Annotated in this window: 12 protein-coding genes and 1 riboswitch; of the genes, 5 read left to right on the forward strand and 7 right to left on the reverse strand. The window is 36.8% G+C overall.

The window, feature by feature from the left end; translation table 11 throughout:
- Positions 1-17: 17 nt before the first annotated feature.
- Entirely contained in the window at positions 18-569 is a 552-nt protein-coding gene (locus tag C1724_RS02005; protein WP_102345078.1) for a hypothetical protein, read from the reverse strand.
- Positions 570-744: 175 nt separating this feature from the next.
- Between C1724_RS02005 and C1724_RS02010 the strand changes: the two genes are divergently transcribed.
- Positions 745-2,049 carry an MFS transporter gene (locus C1724_RS02010; protein ID WP_102345079.1) on the forward strand — a complete coding sequence of 435 codons (1,305 nt, stop codon included), beginning with the start codon at positions 745-747 and terminating at the stop codon, positions 2,047-2,049.
- Between the two features lie 1,523 nt (positions 2,050-3,572).
- Here the strand turns inward: C1724_RS02010 and C1724_RS02015 are convergent.
- The 4 genes from C1724_RS02015 to C1724_RS02030 all read right to left on the reverse strand — a co-directional run bounded on the left by C1724_RS02015 (position 3,573) and on the right by C1724_RS02030 (position 8,220).
- Positions 3,573-4,484: a nuclease-related domain-containing protein gene (locus C1724_RS02015; protein WP_102345080.1), complete on the reverse strand. Its 912-nt coding sequence runs from the start codon at positions 4,482-4,484 to the stop codon at positions 3,573-3,575.
- A gap of 128 nt (positions 4,485-4,612) precedes the next feature.
- On the reverse strand, positions 4,613-5,626 hold the full coding sequence (locus C1724_RS02020; protein WP_102345081.1) for a stalk domain-containing protein: 1,014 nt from the start codon (positions 5,624-5,626) through the stop codon (positions 4,613-4,615).
- Positions 5,627-5,849: 223 nt separating this feature from the next.
- Positions 5,850-7,406, reverse strand: a complete 1,557-nt coding sequence (locus C1724_RS02025; protein ID WP_102345082.1) for an S-layer protein — start codon at positions 7,404-7,406, stop codon at positions 5,850-5,852.
- Between the two features lie 61 nt (positions 7,407-7,467).
- Positions 7,468-8,220 (reverse strand): stalk domain-containing protein, encoded by a 753-nt coding sequence (locus tag C1724_RS02030; protein WP_102345083.1) that lies wholly within the window; start codon positions 8,218-8,220, stop codon positions 7,468-7,470.
- A 284-nt stretch (positions 8,221-8,504) separates the two neighbouring features.
- Between C1724_RS02030 and C1724_RS02035 the strand changes: the two genes are divergently transcribed.
- Positions 8,505-9,629 carry an AbrB family transcriptional regulator gene (locus C1724_RS02035; RefSeq protein ID WP_180994096.1) on the forward strand — a complete coding sequence of 375 codons (1,125 nt, stop codon included), beginning with the start codon at positions 8,505-8,507 and terminating at the stop codon, positions 9,627-9,629.
- A 256-nt stretch (positions 9,630-9,885) separates the two neighbouring features.
- Here the strand turns inward: C1724_RS02035 and corA are convergent, their stop codons facing one another.
- Positions 9,886-10,833 (reverse strand): magnesium/cobalt transporter CorA, encoded by a 948-nt coding sequence (corA, locus tag C1724_RS02040; RefSeq protein ID WP_102345085.1) that lies wholly within the window; start codon positions 10,831-10,833, stop codon positions 9,886-9,888.
- Positions 10,834-11,557: 724 nt separating this feature from the next.
- Here corA and C1724_RS02045 point away from each other — a divergent pair.
- From C1724_RS02045 to C1724_RS02055, 3 genes are all read left to right on the forward strand, one after another.
- Positions 11,558-12,118: a tyrosine-type recombinase/integrase gene (locus C1724_RS02045; RefSeq protein WP_102345086.1), complete on the forward strand. Its 561-nt coding sequence runs from the start codon at positions 11,558-11,560 to the stop codon at positions 12,116-12,118.
- Positions 12,119-12,136: 18 nt separating this feature from the next.
- Entirely contained in the window at positions 12,137-13,639 is a 1,503-nt protein-coding gene (locus tag C1724_RS02050) for a potassium/proton antiporter (RefSeq protein ID WP_102345087.1), read from the forward strand.
- Positions 13,640-13,889: 250 nt separating this feature from the next.
- A riboswitch (SAM riboswitch) is annotated at positions 13,890-13,997 on the forward strand.
- Between the two features lie 185 nt (positions 13,998-14,182).
- Complete coding sequence (locus tag C1724_RS02055; protein ID WP_102345088.1) at positions 14,183-15,562, forward strand: LLM class flavin-dependent oxidoreductase; 1,380 nt, start codon at positions 14,183-14,185, stop codon at positions 15,560-15,562.
- 54 nt (positions 15,563-15,616) lie between these two features.
- Here C1724_RS02055 and C1724_RS25890 read toward each other — a convergent pair whose 3' ends face one another.
- Positions 15,617-15,745, reverse strand: coding sequence for a DUF6254 family protein (locus tag C1724_RS25890; protein WP_219723252.1), 129 nt, complete (start codon positions 15,743-15,745; stop codon positions 15,617-15,619).
- Between the last annotated feature and the right edge of the window lie 14 nt (positions 15,746-15,759).

Genomic DNA, 15,759 nt, shown 5'->3' on the forward strand with positions numbered 1-15,759 from the left:
GTAACGCATAAATAGACTTACCAATCTTTTGCGGCGATGACTTTAAAGCCTGTTGTTGTAGAAAAGGTTTCTTCACCATCAGTTGTAATGAGTGTGCATTCTGTAACAATAAATGAATCACTGCTATCGCTAGCTAATTTATAATCCATTAATAAACCAGTGCCAATCTCTACACCATCCTCATCTAAAACCTTTACTTTTTGACCTTCCATCGTTTTAAATTTGGCTTTATGTAAAAAGGTATACCACTCATTCCAATTCGTAACGACATAAGCTCCTTCACCATTCTCTAAGTATCCTAACAAACTGTTAGAATCATCGATCTTTCCTTCAACTAACTCGTTAACATATAAAATACTATTGTGGATAATCTCATATTGATCCATGGTGAGGTTTCCACCGTATTCGAATTTTATTTTAGAATCTTCATGATCCATCGTAATTGAACCGATCGTTTTTTGAGTCTTGTCGTCTAAAATTGAATACTTTTTGTCGGATTTATGTATATTTTTTGAACTTAAATCTATCTGATCTAATGGCTTAAACGTTGTTATATCAGTACTTAGCAAGTAATTGACCTCCTATTTATTTCTTCATTTTATTTTGTCACTTTTTATTCAAATTATATGTGAACATTGTCACACCTTTAACTTTTAAATTCCCTTAACCTAATCATATAGAAAAACAGCAAATAAGTGAAAAGTTATTTAAAAAAATAGATTTAGTTAATTGGAGGTTTCAACGATGGCACGTATTACACAATGGAATCCTGAAGATACGCATTTTTGGGAAACAGAAGGAAAAAGACATGCAAAACGCAACTTATGGATTTCAGTATTTGCATTAATGCTTGCGTTTATCATCTGGCAAATATGGTCAGTCGTGGCTGTACGCTTAAATGATGTTGGGTTTAATTTTTCAAAAGACGAATTATTTACGTTAGCTGCATTACCAGGTTTAGTGGGGGCAACAGCAAGAATATTCTTTACATTTATGCCTGGGATGATCGGTGGTCGTAACTGGACAGTTATTAGTACTGGATTTTTATTAGTTCCAGCAATCGGAATTGGTATCGCCGTACAAAACCCAGAAACATCTTTTATGACAATGGCAATTTTAGCTGCACTTTGTGGTATTGGTGGAGGTAATTTCTCTTCTTCAATGGCAAACATTAGTCCATTTTTTCCTAAAAAAGAAAAAGGGACAGCTAACGGCATCAACGGTGGACTTGGAAATTTAGGTGTAAGTATTGTCCAATTCGTAACACCAGTTATTATCACCGTACCATGGTTAGGTATGATGACTGGCGGTTCACAACAAATGGCAAATGGCTCAGAAGTATTTATTCAAAATGCAGCATTTGTATGGGTTGTACCGATCATTATTTTAACGGTGGTTGCGTTTTTCGGAATGGATAATCTACCAGGAGCTAAGCAATCGTTTAAAGAACAATCTGCAATATTCAAAGAAAAGCATATGTGGATTATGGCATGGCTTTACACAATGTGTTTTGGTTCATTTATTGGTTATGCAGCAGCCTTTCCGTTATTAATCAATGCATCATTTCCTGAGAGTGGCGGCGCAGCTTTAGCGTTCCTTGGGCCATTAATCGGTGCATCTTTCAGACCAGTAGGTGGCTTTTTATCAGATAAAATCGGCAGTGGCGCAAAAGTAACATTTTACTCAACAGTATTAATGATAGCTGCAACTATCGGTGTAATCTTCTTCTTGAATGCCGGAAGTTTTGTAGGATTCTTGTTAATGTTTATCATCGTGTTCTTAGCAACTGGTATCGCGAATGGTTCAACATTCCAAATGGTACCATTTATCTTTACTGGAGAAAAGGCCAAGCTGTCTGCGCCAGTATTAGGATTTATTGCAGCCATTGCAGCGTATGGTGCATTCTTAATTCCGAAAATTTTCGGTTGGTCAATTGACACAACAGGAAGTGGACATTTGGCTTTATATTTATTCTTAGCTTATTATGCTGTGAGTTTAGTAGTTTGTTGGTATTTCTATGTTCGTAAAAATGCAGAAGTTAAGTGCTAGCATTAAAGAGAGTATGTGGGAATTGGGTTTTGGGTTTTGGTGAGAAGCTGTGGGGGCAGCTTCTTTTTTTGGTTTCTATTATGCCCCGTCAGAGCGAAAATCTAGGCGTAAGGTAAAGAAAATCATCTAATCGTGCCCGTTAGAGCGAAAATCAAGGCGTAACGGTAGCGAAAAAAGCAAAGATTTCCCATTAACTAATGATAACGATGGGGTCAGTGTCTAATCGTGCCCATGCACACGAAAATCTAGCAGTAGCGGTAATGAAAAGCAGCTAATCATGCCCGTCAGAGTGAAAATCAAGGCGTGAAGGTAACGAAAAAAGTAAAGACTTTCCATTAACTAATAATAACGATGGGTTCAGTGTCTAATCGTGCCCATGCACACGAAAATCTAGCAGTAGCGGTAATGAAAAGCAGCTAATTGTGCCCGTCAGAGTGAAAATCAAGGCGCGCCGGTAACGAAAAACATCTAATCGTGCCCGTCAGAGCGAAAATCAAGGCACGAAGGTAACGAATAGCAGCTAATCATGCCCGTCAGAGCGAAAATCAAGGCACGAAGGTAACGAAAAACATCTAATCGTGCCCGTCAGAGCGAAAATCAAGGTACGAAGGTAACGAATAACATTTAATCGTGCCCGTCAGAGCGAAAATCAAGGTACGAAGGTAACGAATAACATCTAATCGTGCCCGTCAGAGCGAAAATCAAGGCACGAAGGTAACGAATAGCAGCTAATTATGCCCGTCAGAGCGAAAATCAAGGCACGAAGGTAACGAATAACATCTAATCGTGCCCGTCAGAGCGAAAATCAAGGCACGAAGGTAACGAAAAACATCTAATCGTGCCCGTCAGAGCGAAAATCAAGGCACGAAGGTAACGAATAACACCTAATTGTGCCTGTCAGAGCGAAAACCCAGTCGTGAAGGTAACGAAAAACATCTAATGAAGGTAACGAAAAACATCTAATCGTGCCCGTCAGAGCGAAAATCAAGGCACGAAGGTAACGAATAACAGCTAATTGTGCCTGTCAGAGCGAAAACCCAGTCGTGAAGGTAACGAAAAACATCTAATCGTGCCCGTCAGAGCGAAAATCAAGGCACGAAGGTAACGAATAGCAGCTAATTATGCCCGTCAGAGCGAAAATCAAGGCACGAAGGTAACGAAAAACATCTAATCGTGCCCGTCAGAGCGAAAATCAAGGCACGAAGGTAACGAAAAACATCTAATCGTGCCCGTCAGAGCGAAAATCAAGGCACGAAGGTAACGAATAGCAGCTAATCGTGCCCGTCAGAGCGAAAATCCAGGCACGCCGGAAACGAAAAACATCTAATCGTGCCCATCAGAGCGAAAATCCAGGCGTGAAGGTAACGAAAAGCAACTAATCGTGCCCGTCAGAGCGAAAATCAAGGTACGAAGGTAACGAAAAGCAACTAATCGTGCCCATCAGTACGTAAACCCAAGCGCTAACAAATACTATATTAATATATATGTGCCGTAGTTTATAACTTACAGGATTTTATCGCTCGCTACATCTTGACATAATAAGAAGAACGTCCTTTATTCAATAGCTTAAAATTATTGGCTAGGACCCTACGAATCGTCTTCTTTGAACCAATTACCTTGCACCATTCGTGTATTGTGTTTGTGGTAATTTTTCTATCAGGGAATAGGTACTGAAATTCCTCAACATTTCGTAAAATTGCTGGTGTTACTAATTCTTTGTTGCCACATACATTGCATAGTAGCTTTTCATCTACTACGGTGAGCTTAAACGAGTCACAAGACAAGCAAGATATTCCTTTCTCTAGTTGCTCATAAGTATAGGGCGGTATGTTAGTATAAAGTGATTCTTTTATGTGAAGAGATACAAGTTGGTTTGCTAATTTTAAATGTTTAGCGTTTAGCTTTGAAGATTTCGTGTGTAGCTTGTTCAATAAACGACCTAGATGTGCAGGGAAAATAATTGGTAAGTTACGAGGGGCTTTGTATATATAGGACTCCGGATTCATTAAGACAACGTACGACTCAATAGGGGCGTGCAGCCCTAAGTTTTGTAATTGGCGACGCAATAACGACTCAGTGCGGCTCAATTGGTTGATCGGATTTTTGATTTCAGTTGTGGCTACAGTATACCAACGATCATCTTCGATATAAAGGTCTACGTCAAAGTATTTGATTTCAAACAAATAGTTCGTGTCCTGCGAAATCAATAATGTGTCGACCTGAAAGTGGGTTTTGTTTTGTTCAAGTAGTAAATCATTTAAAATCAGCCAGTCATCGGAAAGATTCTTCAATCTTTCATCAAATGCCAATTCACCTTTAAAGCCTTTGTCGAGGTTTTGGTAATAATTTAAGTCAGATGCTGATAAATCCATTCGATTCTTTAAAGCTCTTAGAATCTTTAGTTCCTTTGGTTCGTAGCGAGACTTAATAAGCATATTTGCATCCCCATTCAAATATAGTATTCACTTCAAATTAATAGTATGAGCTAACTGCTATATTTACAAGAAAATTTTTCATATAAAATAAAACCCACCAACTTAGGTGGGTTTATAAATATAAACTATTAATCAATCGTTACATCTCCATCGTCTTCGCCGTCAGCATAAAATGTATCTAAGCGACTGGCGTTATCACTGTCATTAATTCTTCCATCAATGAATGCATCCTCAAATTCGTCTAACATATCATCAACAATATCTTGAAGGAAATCTAGCTTTTCATCCTCATCTAACGTGTCCCAATCTGCTTTATCTACCTCAATAGTGATATCAATATCTTCTTCATCACCGCTTAATGAGATGGCGACATCATCTAAGTCGCGGAAATCTTCATAGTCATCATTTAACTGATCCTCTAAGTCATCTAAATCAACTCCGGTGTTTTCAAACTCAATGTCGCCATCTGAATTAGATTCGAAGGTTGCAAGTGTATCAGAATTATAGCCATCCTTAATAGTGCCTTCAATTTCAGCATCCTCATAATCATCTAAAATATCATCGACGATTTCCTGAAGAAAATCTTCTTTTTCGCTATCAGATAAATCATCCCAATCACGAGAATCAACATCAATTCGAATATCAATTAAATCCTCATCACCTGCTAAAAAGATCTCAACATCGTCAATATCATCATAATCTCCATAATCATCATTTAGTTGATCTTCTAGATCACCTAGATCAACTTCTTTTCCTTTTAAATTATTAAGCTCGGTTTGAAGCTTTAAAATTTGTGCATCCTTTGCAGAGATTTGCGCTTTTAACGAATCAATAGTAGCTTGACTGATCGGGGTAGAGTTATCTGCAATTTTAATTGTTTGTGTAACACCATCCCAAATTACACTCTTATTAAAAAGTTCCCCCATCATTCGAAGTGGAATAAACGTGGTTCCATTTACGATAAACGGTTCATCACTAGGCTCGACACTTACGAGTTGATTATTATTCATGATCTTAATATTGTTATAATGGGCATCTAAGGATTTTCTTGCTTGTGATGCATCCACACTATGTGTAAATAAAATACCAGAGATAAGAACTCCAGCTGACAAAGCAGCAATTGGTTTCTTGATAAATCGCATATTACTATTTCCTCCTTAAAATAAATTAATAGATTTAAAAGCCAACACTATACAGACGTCATTCTACTAGATTTGGTTTCATTTTCCAACAAAAAACACCAAGAAATTGATAAATTTTACATAATTTCCACCGTGGTTAAAGAAAATAGATGCTATAAACTGATAAAATTCTGAAAAATAAAAAAGAGAGATTAGCAACAATGCTTAATCCCTCTTTCCAAAGCTATTTTAAATTTTTAGCTGCCATTAAGTTATAAATCATGGTCATCGCTTCAGCGTTTGTAAGCTTCCCTTTTGGATTGAAACGAGTTGTCGAATCTAGAATCTTCTCATTTGTAACAGCAAGTACGGCGGTTGCAGCCCAATCTGATATAGCATTACCATCTTTATAAATTTGTTGTAATTGCTGCTTAGGCGTTAGTTCCACTTCATTTTTCTTTTTCTTAACAATTTTCTTCTTTTTAGTATCGGTAGCAGTAGAGCCTAATTCAATACCACGTGCTAAAAATGCTACTGCCTCTTCACGAGTTAACTGTTTAGTTGGATCCATTACCAAATAACCAGGAATACTAGACTCCTTTCCGTAAACAAGTCCGTTCATTACACCTGCCATTAAGTAACCTAATTCATCCTGGCTATAGTTCAGTTCTTGTATATCAGAAAATACACCTGTATAATCCAGTGGTTGAAAACCTAATGCTCTAGATAATAAAACAGTAAATGTAAATCGGTCGATCGGCTTGTCTAATTTGGTTAATAGAGCTTTGTCGCTTTGGTTAACGTCGGGTTTGATAATGCCTTTATAAGCAAGCCCCAGTATTTCCTTCTTAGCGGGATGCTGCTTTAAACCATAGTCTTTATATACAAGCCCAATTGCATATGTACCAAATCCATCTAAGGCAGCTGTAACAGTTTTGTTTGCGCTATTTACAACTCCACCAATGGGTGTCCAAGCACCGTAATTATTTTTTAGAACAGTAAGATTATAGCCTTCCATTGCTTTTGGTACCACGCCATCATACGCTATTGTTATATCTCCCCACGTACTAGGTTGAGCAAATAAACTTCCATTCGAATCATCGATGGTAAATTGCTGACTGAGAAAAACATACTCATTGGATGGTTGTGGCTTTTCATTAACATTAACGATTAGTCTTTGATCAAGCATGATAGGTGCTATTAAGCTATTATCAGCAATATAACTGTTTTTTGGAAAACGCAGCATAAGCTTGTCCCCAAACATTTTCATATCTGCTCCATCTTTAAAATTAACATAATACTTAGCGTTCGAGTGATCAACATTAAAGTAGTTTAATTCAATATCAATCTTGCCACTTTCCCCTTTAAAGTTTTGAATTGACTTATCTTTAGGGTCATAGTTTTTAATTTCAATTGGGATTTTGTAACCTGTTGTTGTTTTAGTTAATTGTGTATCAAGGTCATGGATGGTATATACATGATTATATCGTTCCCTTGTGATTTTTAAGTATGGACTTTTACCTGCATAACTTACATCCATTACTCCATAAGCTATACCGTTATAGCCGAAATTAGGTTTACTATTTTCGCGATTGTACCAAAGAACGGTGAATTTTACTTCCTCCAAAAAGTTTGTACTAATATTATTTTGGCTTGGAGTATCTAAGCGAATATAAAAGCCACTAGATTTATCAAAAAAGTAATGATGGCCGTCCTCCTGATTGTAAAGGGCTTCAGCATTTCCAATGATAGGTAATAACATCATCGAAAAGCATAGTATGACCAATATTTTTCTCAACATGTTGAAAAACTCCTCTCTAAGTTTGTGCGAAATGCATAATTGTTAATTTCTTTGATTCCACTTAGTTTTGAACAGCATCTAAGATAACTTCAACCAAGGCTACTCTAGATGCCGTACCTTCTGCCTTTATATTTTTAATTTCAAGCTTTTCAATACCGCTAATATCAATGTCAAATGGAACTGGCGGGGCTTTTTTGGTTCCAGTTTTAATACTAGCAATTTCAATTCCATCACCATAAAATCTTATGATTCCAACACCTTGATCATTGTTGTTAGAGTCATCAACGCCAGCCAAGCCATAAATACGATTATATTTATTATCAAATAAATGATAAGTGACTGAGCTGCTATTAAGAAAGGCAATAGTATCGGCTGGATAATAGTTTTGTTTGAATAAAGTGATTCTGCCCCCATCTTTAGGTGATCTTAAGTAGCTTTCTCCACCATAGCCCACATTTAAATAGGTTTCGCCATGAAGAGGTTTTAATTGTGATAAACCTATCGATGGCCGGTAGGAGCCTTCTTCCTGATTACCTATAAAAATAGTATTAGTTGATTCATCCCAGCTAACTTCCTTACTCAAAGTTTCTCCAATTGCCCGTAATGGTAAATAAGTTGTATTATCAATGAGTAAAGGTTGTACGTTTTGCTCGATTTTATGTCCATCAACTACTATATTAATAGAAGAAACAAGCGCTTTAATGCTTTTATAGTAAGGAGTAACCGCATCTACAGATGATATGGATGAAATGAGTATTGTTGTACCAATCACACCAACGAGTATTCCTTTGATGAATGAGAAGTTTGTGTTCATGTACTCCCACCCCTTTCCTTATTTGGGCCTATATTGTATTAAATCTACTATTTCCCATAACTATTATACCAATGGAAACATTGAAATTATATGTTTTACAGCTAAAATATACAAACAAAGAAGTAATGCCGAATCATTTACAGCTTTCAGATAATAGTTTACGCTATAACCGTATAGTACGTTTGTAATCTATCAAAAGTAGTGAATAAGGATTTGTTGCCTATAGATACAGTTACTTGTTTTTTAAAGTGGCTGTATCGTGTACACAGAAGGAAGGGTTATGTGTGTTCGACTTTGGAAATGAAAAAGTTGGGAAAACTGTTGTGACAATCGCTTCAATCATAGAAACGATATTTATCGGGATCGTAGGAGGAGTAGTGTTTAACTTACTAGATCTTCCGCTAGCGTGGATGCTTGGTCCATTGACTAGTGTATTGTTATACCAAACGTTTACAAAACGCAGCTTAAATTGGCCGATAAGTTTCAGGAATTCAGGACAATTACTTTTAGGCTATAGTATGGGATTATCTTTTACAGTAGAAAGTGGGAGGAGAATTATAACGCAATTACCATCTATGTTCCTTTCAACCGTAGCAATGATTGGTTTGTGTTTAGCAGTAGCTTTTTTTGTCGCAAAAATTACGGATATTAACTTGCCTAGCAGTGTAATGGGAACAACACCGGGTGGTTTAACGCAAATGGTGTTATTAAGTGAAGAAATAAAGGGAGCCGATCAGACAATTGTTACTTTTATGCAAACGATTCGGATGTTAGCTGTCATTTTTTTGGTGCCGACGATTGTCTTTCATAGTGCAGGTAATGAAATCGTTCAGGTTACAAAGCCTATAGAATCAGGGAGCTTTACGCAGCTAACATTAGCAAATGGTATGTTAGTTCTTATTATTTTGTTAATTGTCGCTAGTTTAGCTGTGAAATTTAAATTTCCGACCCCATGGATTGTTGGACCATTACTTACATCAGCGATATTAACTGTAACTGGCTGGAATCCACCCCACCTTCCACAAACAATGATTATTCTTGCGCAATTTTGTATGGGCGTTTATTTAGGGTTAGGTATTAAGTTTCACGCACTTGGTAATTGGAAAGCTCTGCTACCATATTCAATAGTAGCTGGTGTCATCATTGTATTTTTTTCTTTTGTTGTTTCATATATTTTGACCTTGATTCATCCTATGAGCCTTAGCACAGCCTTTTTAAGTATAGCACCAGGTGGTTTACCTGAGATGGGGGTAACAGCTCATGCAGTTAATGCTGATGTATCAATTGTAACGGCTTATCAGCTTTTTCGTATCCTTTTTATTTTATTTATAGTTCCTTTATTCTTCAGATGGTTCTTCGGAAGAAGTACGGTGGTAGGCTTAGGGGAAAAAGAAAAACATTTAAACTAGGCAGCCTGAATAAAGACTGCCGTTTTACTTGTAATACTAGTCCAGCATGTAAAAGGAAGATAGCTTTAAAAGACGCAAATTAGTAGGCAATGCTTGCCTGTCGGGGCTGACCAAGGCGCTTCCGCATTTCTAGTTTATCTAGCTCCAGTCGATAGCCCTTCGGGAAAAATAACCTTTCGTAGGATAATGAGGAAAAACACCTCATATCCTCCGAAAGAACATTTTCCATTCAGGGCTGACCAATCGACTTCCGCCTTTAGTTAAACCAGCCCATTTTTTTGAACCACATATACATGGATATGCTGAGAACCCCCATTATAGCAAGTGCTATAAAATAGCCATACCTCCAAGTTAGCTCAGGCATGTATTCAAAATTCATTCCGTATATGCCTGCTATGAAAGTTAGTGGCGCAAAGATAGATGTGATAATTGTAAGAACTTGCATGATTTTGTTTGTTTTATGTGACGTTAGGGAAATATAGCTGTCTCTTATATCCATTGTGATTTCACGATTTGATTCGACCATTTCAGATAGTTTTAGGAGATGATCGTAGATATCTGCAAAATATACTTTGCGATTAAGGATACCTTGTAAATGATGGGAGTTTAACATTCTGTATAGCAAGTCGCGCATGGGGTTTACTGTATGTCTTAATGTTAACAATTGGCTGCGAATATCAAATAGCTCGTCTAACAGGATTTCCATTGGTTTATTATTAGGATTATCCTCAAATTGATTAAGCTTATCCTCCATCTCGTATATGATTGGAAAATAATCGTCGACAATCTTATCTAATATCTGATAAAACGTATAGTAGTGGTCCCACTGGTCTATTTTCTTTGTTGATTTTAAACGATCCCAAACAAGATCGATTTCCTTCGATTCCTCGTGATGAAAAGAAATAATAGAATTCTCTCCCATAAAAAAGTTAATTTCCCGTTTAGTAAAGTCTGTTTTAATTGAATGAGTGACAAAAAAAGTATAATCATCATAATAATCTAGTTTCGGCCTTTGTAATCGGTGGATACAATCGTCAATCGCAAGAGGATGGAATTCAAAAAAATCGGACATTACCATAAGTTCCTCTGGAGTAGGCGTGCTAAAATCAACCCAAAACCAGATAGTCCCATCCGAATATAAGTCTGCAAGTGAAACACCCTCAATAACTCTCCTGTTTTCATCAATAGCGATAATATTAATCATGTTTACACACCTTTTTTCAATTGGTAACGATATGAAATGCACAACTATGTGGAAGGATTTACAAATATAAGTGTTTGCAAACTTATCGGCATTTATAAGTTCATAAAATTTCTTTGCTAAGTAGTTAATTTACATAAGTAAAATGAAAATCCTATTAATAAAGAGAAAAATTATGAAATTACAAGATAACTGGCAATGATATGCGCTTTCTTGCGGATTGTTTCCGTTTTCTTGTTCATTTAGGGGATTAGTAAAAATATTACAAAAGGAGCAGAATTAGGTTAATAATCAATGAAAGAAGGGTTTTTTGATGAGAAAATTCTTTTCAAAAATTCATGAAATGATCGAAGAGTATTATGAGTTGCGCGCTCGTGCCGAAGAAGTAATCAAGCAAAATAAAAAACAGCATTAACATTAATAACAGCAGCTCCAGCTACTTATGGTAGACGGGGCTGTTTTTATTTTATAAATGATAGGATTCATGGAAAATTAATTAGTGTAATAACAGGCTCAGGTCCCGATCCTCATTATAATCAAATTATCATCATAAATTATTTGATCTAGTTGTTAGATCGTTAAACCTAAGCGGCTATTTCAGGTATTCCCATGTAAGCTCCTCCCAACCTTTTACATTATGAAAAGATTCAAAAAATATTTGATTTAAAATTCCAATGTTACATAATACTGTGATATAATAATGTTATGTAACATAGGAGGGTATTGGATGAAAACCGTTGAAGCTATTAAGGATTTCAAACAGCTCAGAGAGATGAAGAACTATTTATCTAGTCGTTCATCTAGAGATTATTGTTTATTTTTACTTGGAATTAATACCGGAATTCGCCTTCAAGAATTGCTAAATATACATGTTAAAGATGTCATGTCGGAAACAGGTGGTATTTCTCCTTTTATTTTATCCACCATTCATCATAGTCCACCTGTTTATTTGAATGAAAATGTTCGTAAGGCTATCCAAAACTTGATTCAAGATAGCTGTCTTACCATAGATGATTACCTTTTTAAGTCTAGAAAAACGAATGAACCGATCACAAGACAACAGGCCTACCGAATTATTAATGAAGCTGCAAAACAAGCAGATATCGAAGGTTCAATTGGTACACACACGCTCCGGAAAACATTCGGCTATCATGCTTATTGTAAAGGAATAGCCATTTCATTAATTCAAAAAAGATTACAGCATTCAAGCCCTTCCGAAACAATTCACTACATTGGTTTGCAAGGAGAAAAGCATTTGCAAACCATTATTCTTGATGTAAATCTATAAAGAAAGAGAGTTGATTCTATGTCCCAAACAGACTCATTTATTTTGCTTGCTGCAACATTTTTTATCGTTGGTGTATTAACAACCAAATTTTCGTCGCGTTTAGGAGTCCCATCCCTTATTCTCTTTATGATGGTTGGGATCATTATGGGAAGCGATGTTCTTGGCATTATATATTTTGATAATGCGCAGCTTGCCCAGATGATTGGTATTACTGCACTTGTTATCATTTTGTTTGAAGGCGGCTTGCAGACCACCTGGAAAAATGTTCGCCCTGTTATCGTTCCCTCCCTTTCTTTAGCTACATTTGGCGTACTATTGACGTCAGGAATTGTTGCAGTTGCCGCTAGATTCATTCTTGATATTGGTTGGCTTGAATCAATCCTCTTCGGCGCAATCGTGGGCTCTACTGATGCCGCCGCTGTATTTGCTGTTTTAAAAGGCCAAAATATCAAGCCACGTCTTGCTGCTACCTTAGAGGCGGAGTCCGGTTCAAACGACCCGATGGCAGTGCTTTTGACTGTTGCAACAATTGAATTAATTACAAATCCAAGTGCAAGTATTTTAAGTATGGTTGGCACGTTTTTTGTACAGATGATTGTCGGCCTAGTGTTAGGTGTCTTTTTTGGTAGATTGGCCATTTTTTCCTTAAATCGTATAAATCTAGATTCAAGTGGACTTTACCCTGTATTTGCCACTGCGTTTGCTCTTCTAACCTATGGATTTACAGCTTTCTTAAATGGCAGTGGACTTCTAGCTGTTTATATTGCAGGCATAATTATTGGGAATGCAGAGGAAATCGCCTTTAGGCAATCTATCTTCCGGTTTTCGGAAGGCTTAGGATGGATGATGCAAATATTAATGTTCGTGATCTTAGGCTTATTAGTATTTCCATCTGAATTGTTGACTGTTGATATTCTGACAAAGGGTTTATTGATGTCGTTTATTTTAATGGTAATTGCTAGACCAATTGCAGTTTATTTATCAACGATTAAGATGAAATATACTAATAAAGAGCGAGTCTTTCTATCTTGGGCCGGCTTAAAAGGAGCTGTGCCGATTGTACTTGCAACCTATCCGCTTTTAGCTAATGTGGAAGGAAGTAATCTAATTTTTAATGTAGTATTTTTCGTTGTATTAACAAGCTGTTTAATCCACGGTTCTACCATTACCTATTTAGCAAAAAGGCTTGGCTTAACAGGTCCAGAAAAAGCTACACCAATGCATTCTTTAGAGCTCGTATCTCTTGGTAAGGCCGATGCTGAAATGCTTGAGTATGAAATGATGGAAGACCATGCAATAGTAGGCAAGACATTGTTAGAAATTCCTTTTCCAGAAGGTTCCTTAGTAAATGCAATCATTAGAAATAATCAGCTTATTACACCAAAAGGGAACACGACTATTGAGGCAGGAGATTTGCTATATATTCTTTCTTCTAGAAAAAATAAAGCTCATTTAAAAAAACTACTACAAGAAAAAAAATACAGTATGGAAACGGACACTGTAGAAGAAAGTACAGGATGATAAAGCTATAAATCTAGAAATGGTATGGTTATCCTGAACTTTTTAAAGCGGTAGGCAGATTATGTGAGTATTTGTCCAGCTCCTGCGCCTAGCCTATCGGGGTAAAAAACGCATTGGATCTGCTAATACCGTCGTTATCGATGAATGAAGTTCTTGAAGTAAAATGAATTTTATGAAAATTATAAAAAAACAATTGACACTGGTAATTTTTTATAGTAATTTAATAATCATAAAACTTAATCAATGTTGTTTCTTATCAAGAGAGGTGGAGGGACTGACCCTACGAAACCTCGGCAACCGACAATCAATTTGCACGGTGCCAATTTCAGAGGAATGTTGTAAATTCCGAAGATGAGAAGAATGGACTTTTATTTTTAGGATACTAAGTCTCTTCTCTCGTTTTTGAGGGAAGGGGCTTTTTTATTTCTCCACAATACATGACAGAAATGCTTTAGATAAGAAACGTCAAAGAAGAAAGCTTGTATTTTTATATAACCAACTATTCCTATTTGAAAAATGTGAAATAATGAGGAGGAAAATGAAATGGGTAAACGTATTTATTTAAATGCATTTGACATGAATTGTGTTGGTCATCAATCTCCGGGTTTGTGGGCTCATCCTGAGGATGAATCGCAGCGTTACAATGACATTGAATACTGGGTGGAATTAGCACAGTTATTGGAAAAGGGTAAAATCGATGGACTATTTTTAGCTGATGTCGTGGGAATTTACGATGTATTTGAGGGTAAACCAGATGCGGCAATTGAAAACGCTGTGCAAGTTCCGGTTAATGATCCTATGTTAATTATTTCAGCAATGTCGCATGCAACCAAGCATTTAGGCTTTGGGGTTACTGCTGCGGTAACATATGATCATCCATATCAGCTTGCTCGGAGAATGTCTACATTAGATCATATTACAAAAGGTCGTGTATCTTGGAATATTGTAACCTCATATTTAAACAGTGCGGCGAAAGCTTTTGGCTTAGAAAATCAAATTGCTCATGACGAGCGCTATAATATTGCGGATGAGTATTTAGAGGTTTGTTATAAGCTGTGGGAAGGCAGCTGGGAAGATGGAGCAGCGGTAAGAGATAAGGAAAAGCGAGTGTTTACTGATCCTAGTAAGGTTCATGCTATTGATCATAAAGGGAAATATTTTAATGTTCAAGGCAGACATCTTTGTGAGCCTTCTCCGCAAAGAACGCCAGTATTATTCCAAGCTGGTGCATCTACAAAAGGCCGAGCTTTTGCAGCTAAGCATGCAGAGTGTATGTTTATTGCAGGATTAACGCCGGAAATTGTGGCGGGCTGTGTATCGAAGATCAGGGACGATGCCGATAAGGAAGGGCGCAGCCATGAAGATATTAAAATATTCTCAGTATTTACACCAATTGTCGGTAAAACAGAAGAAGAAGCTCAAGCAAAGTATGAGGAGTTAACACAATATATTAGTTATGAAGGGGCTCTTTCATTATTAGGCGGCTGGACTGGAATTGATTTCTCACAATATGATCCTGACCAAGAGCTAAAATATATTGAAACGCAAGCTATGCAGTCCATTCTTGAAGGCTATACTAAGGCAAGTCCAAATAAAAAATGGACGGTTCGTGAGCTTGCAATTGCTACAGGTGTTGGGGGTTTTGGTCCTGTTTCAATTGGAACACCTGAGCAAATCGCAGATGAAATGGAGCGCTGGATTGAGGTAACAGGTATTGATGGCTTTAATATTGCCTATGCTCTTGCGCCTGGTACTATGAAAGACTTTATTGAATTAGTTGTTCCAATATTGCAAGAAAGAGGGTTAACGCAATCTGATTACCAAGAAGGTACGTATCGTGAGAAGTTATTTGGTAAAACAGCTGCATTACCAGAAAACCATGTAGGTTCAAGCTACAGAATTAATAAAGTAGCGCTAGCATAATTAAATACAATGAAGTTTAATATAAAAAGGACCGATTACCCTCGGTCCTTTTACTTATTGATTGGAGTTGTTATTGCCTGTTTCATTGGCTAATTGTTCAAACGATTTTACTTTGCCATGCGGATTTTGAGCTTGTTTTCTCTTAGTCCATTGGCGTTCTGCTTGTCGTTTAGATTGAGTCATTTTGCATTAACTCC

The sequence above is a fragment of the Bacillus sp. Marseille-P3661 genome, assembly GCF_900240995.1.
GTDB lineage: Bacteria > Bacillota > Bacilli > Bacillales > Bacillaceae_J > OESV01.

Bases quoted from the DNA above. Each gene is read 5' to 3' on its own strand.
- corA (WP_102345085.1), bottom strand. From the start codon at position 10,833: ATGATTAATATTATCGCTATTGATGAAAACAGGAGAGTTATTGAGGGT.
- C1724_RS02030 (WP_102345083.1), bottom strand. From the start codon at position 8,220: ATGAACACAAACTTCTCATTCATCAAAGGAATACTCGTTGGTGTGATT.
- C1724_RS02010 (WP_102345079.1), top strand. From the start codon at position 745: ATGGCACGTATTACACAATGGAATCCTGAAGATACGCATTTTTGGGAA.
- C1724_RS02025 (WP_102345082.1), bottom strand. From the start codon at position 7,406: ATGTTGAGAAAAATATTGGTCATACTATGCTTTTCGATGATGTTATTA.
- C1724_RS25890 (WP_219723252.1), bottom strand. From the start codon at position 15,745: ATGACTCAATCTAAACGACAAGCAGAACGCCAATGGACTAAGAGAAAA.
- C1724_RS02015 (WP_102345080.1), bottom strand. From the start codon at position 4,484: ATGCTTATTAAGTCTCGCTACGAACCAAAGGAACTAAAGATTCTAAGA.
- C1724_RS02045 (WP_102345086.1), top strand. From the start codon at position 11,558: ATGAAAACCGTTGAAGCTATTAAGGATTTCAAACAGCTCAGAGAGATG.
- C1724_RS02020 (WP_102345081.1), bottom strand. From the start codon at position 5,626: ATGCGATTTATCAAGAAACCAATTGCTGCTTTGTCAGCTGGAGTTCTT.
- C1724_RS02050 (WP_102345087.1), top strand. From the start codon at position 12,137: ATGTCCCAAACAGACTCATTTATTTTGCTTGCTGCAACATTTTTTATC.
- C1724_RS02055 (WP_102345088.1), top strand. From the start codon at position 14,183: ATGGGTAAACGTATTTATTTAAATGCATTTGACATGAATTGTGTTGGT.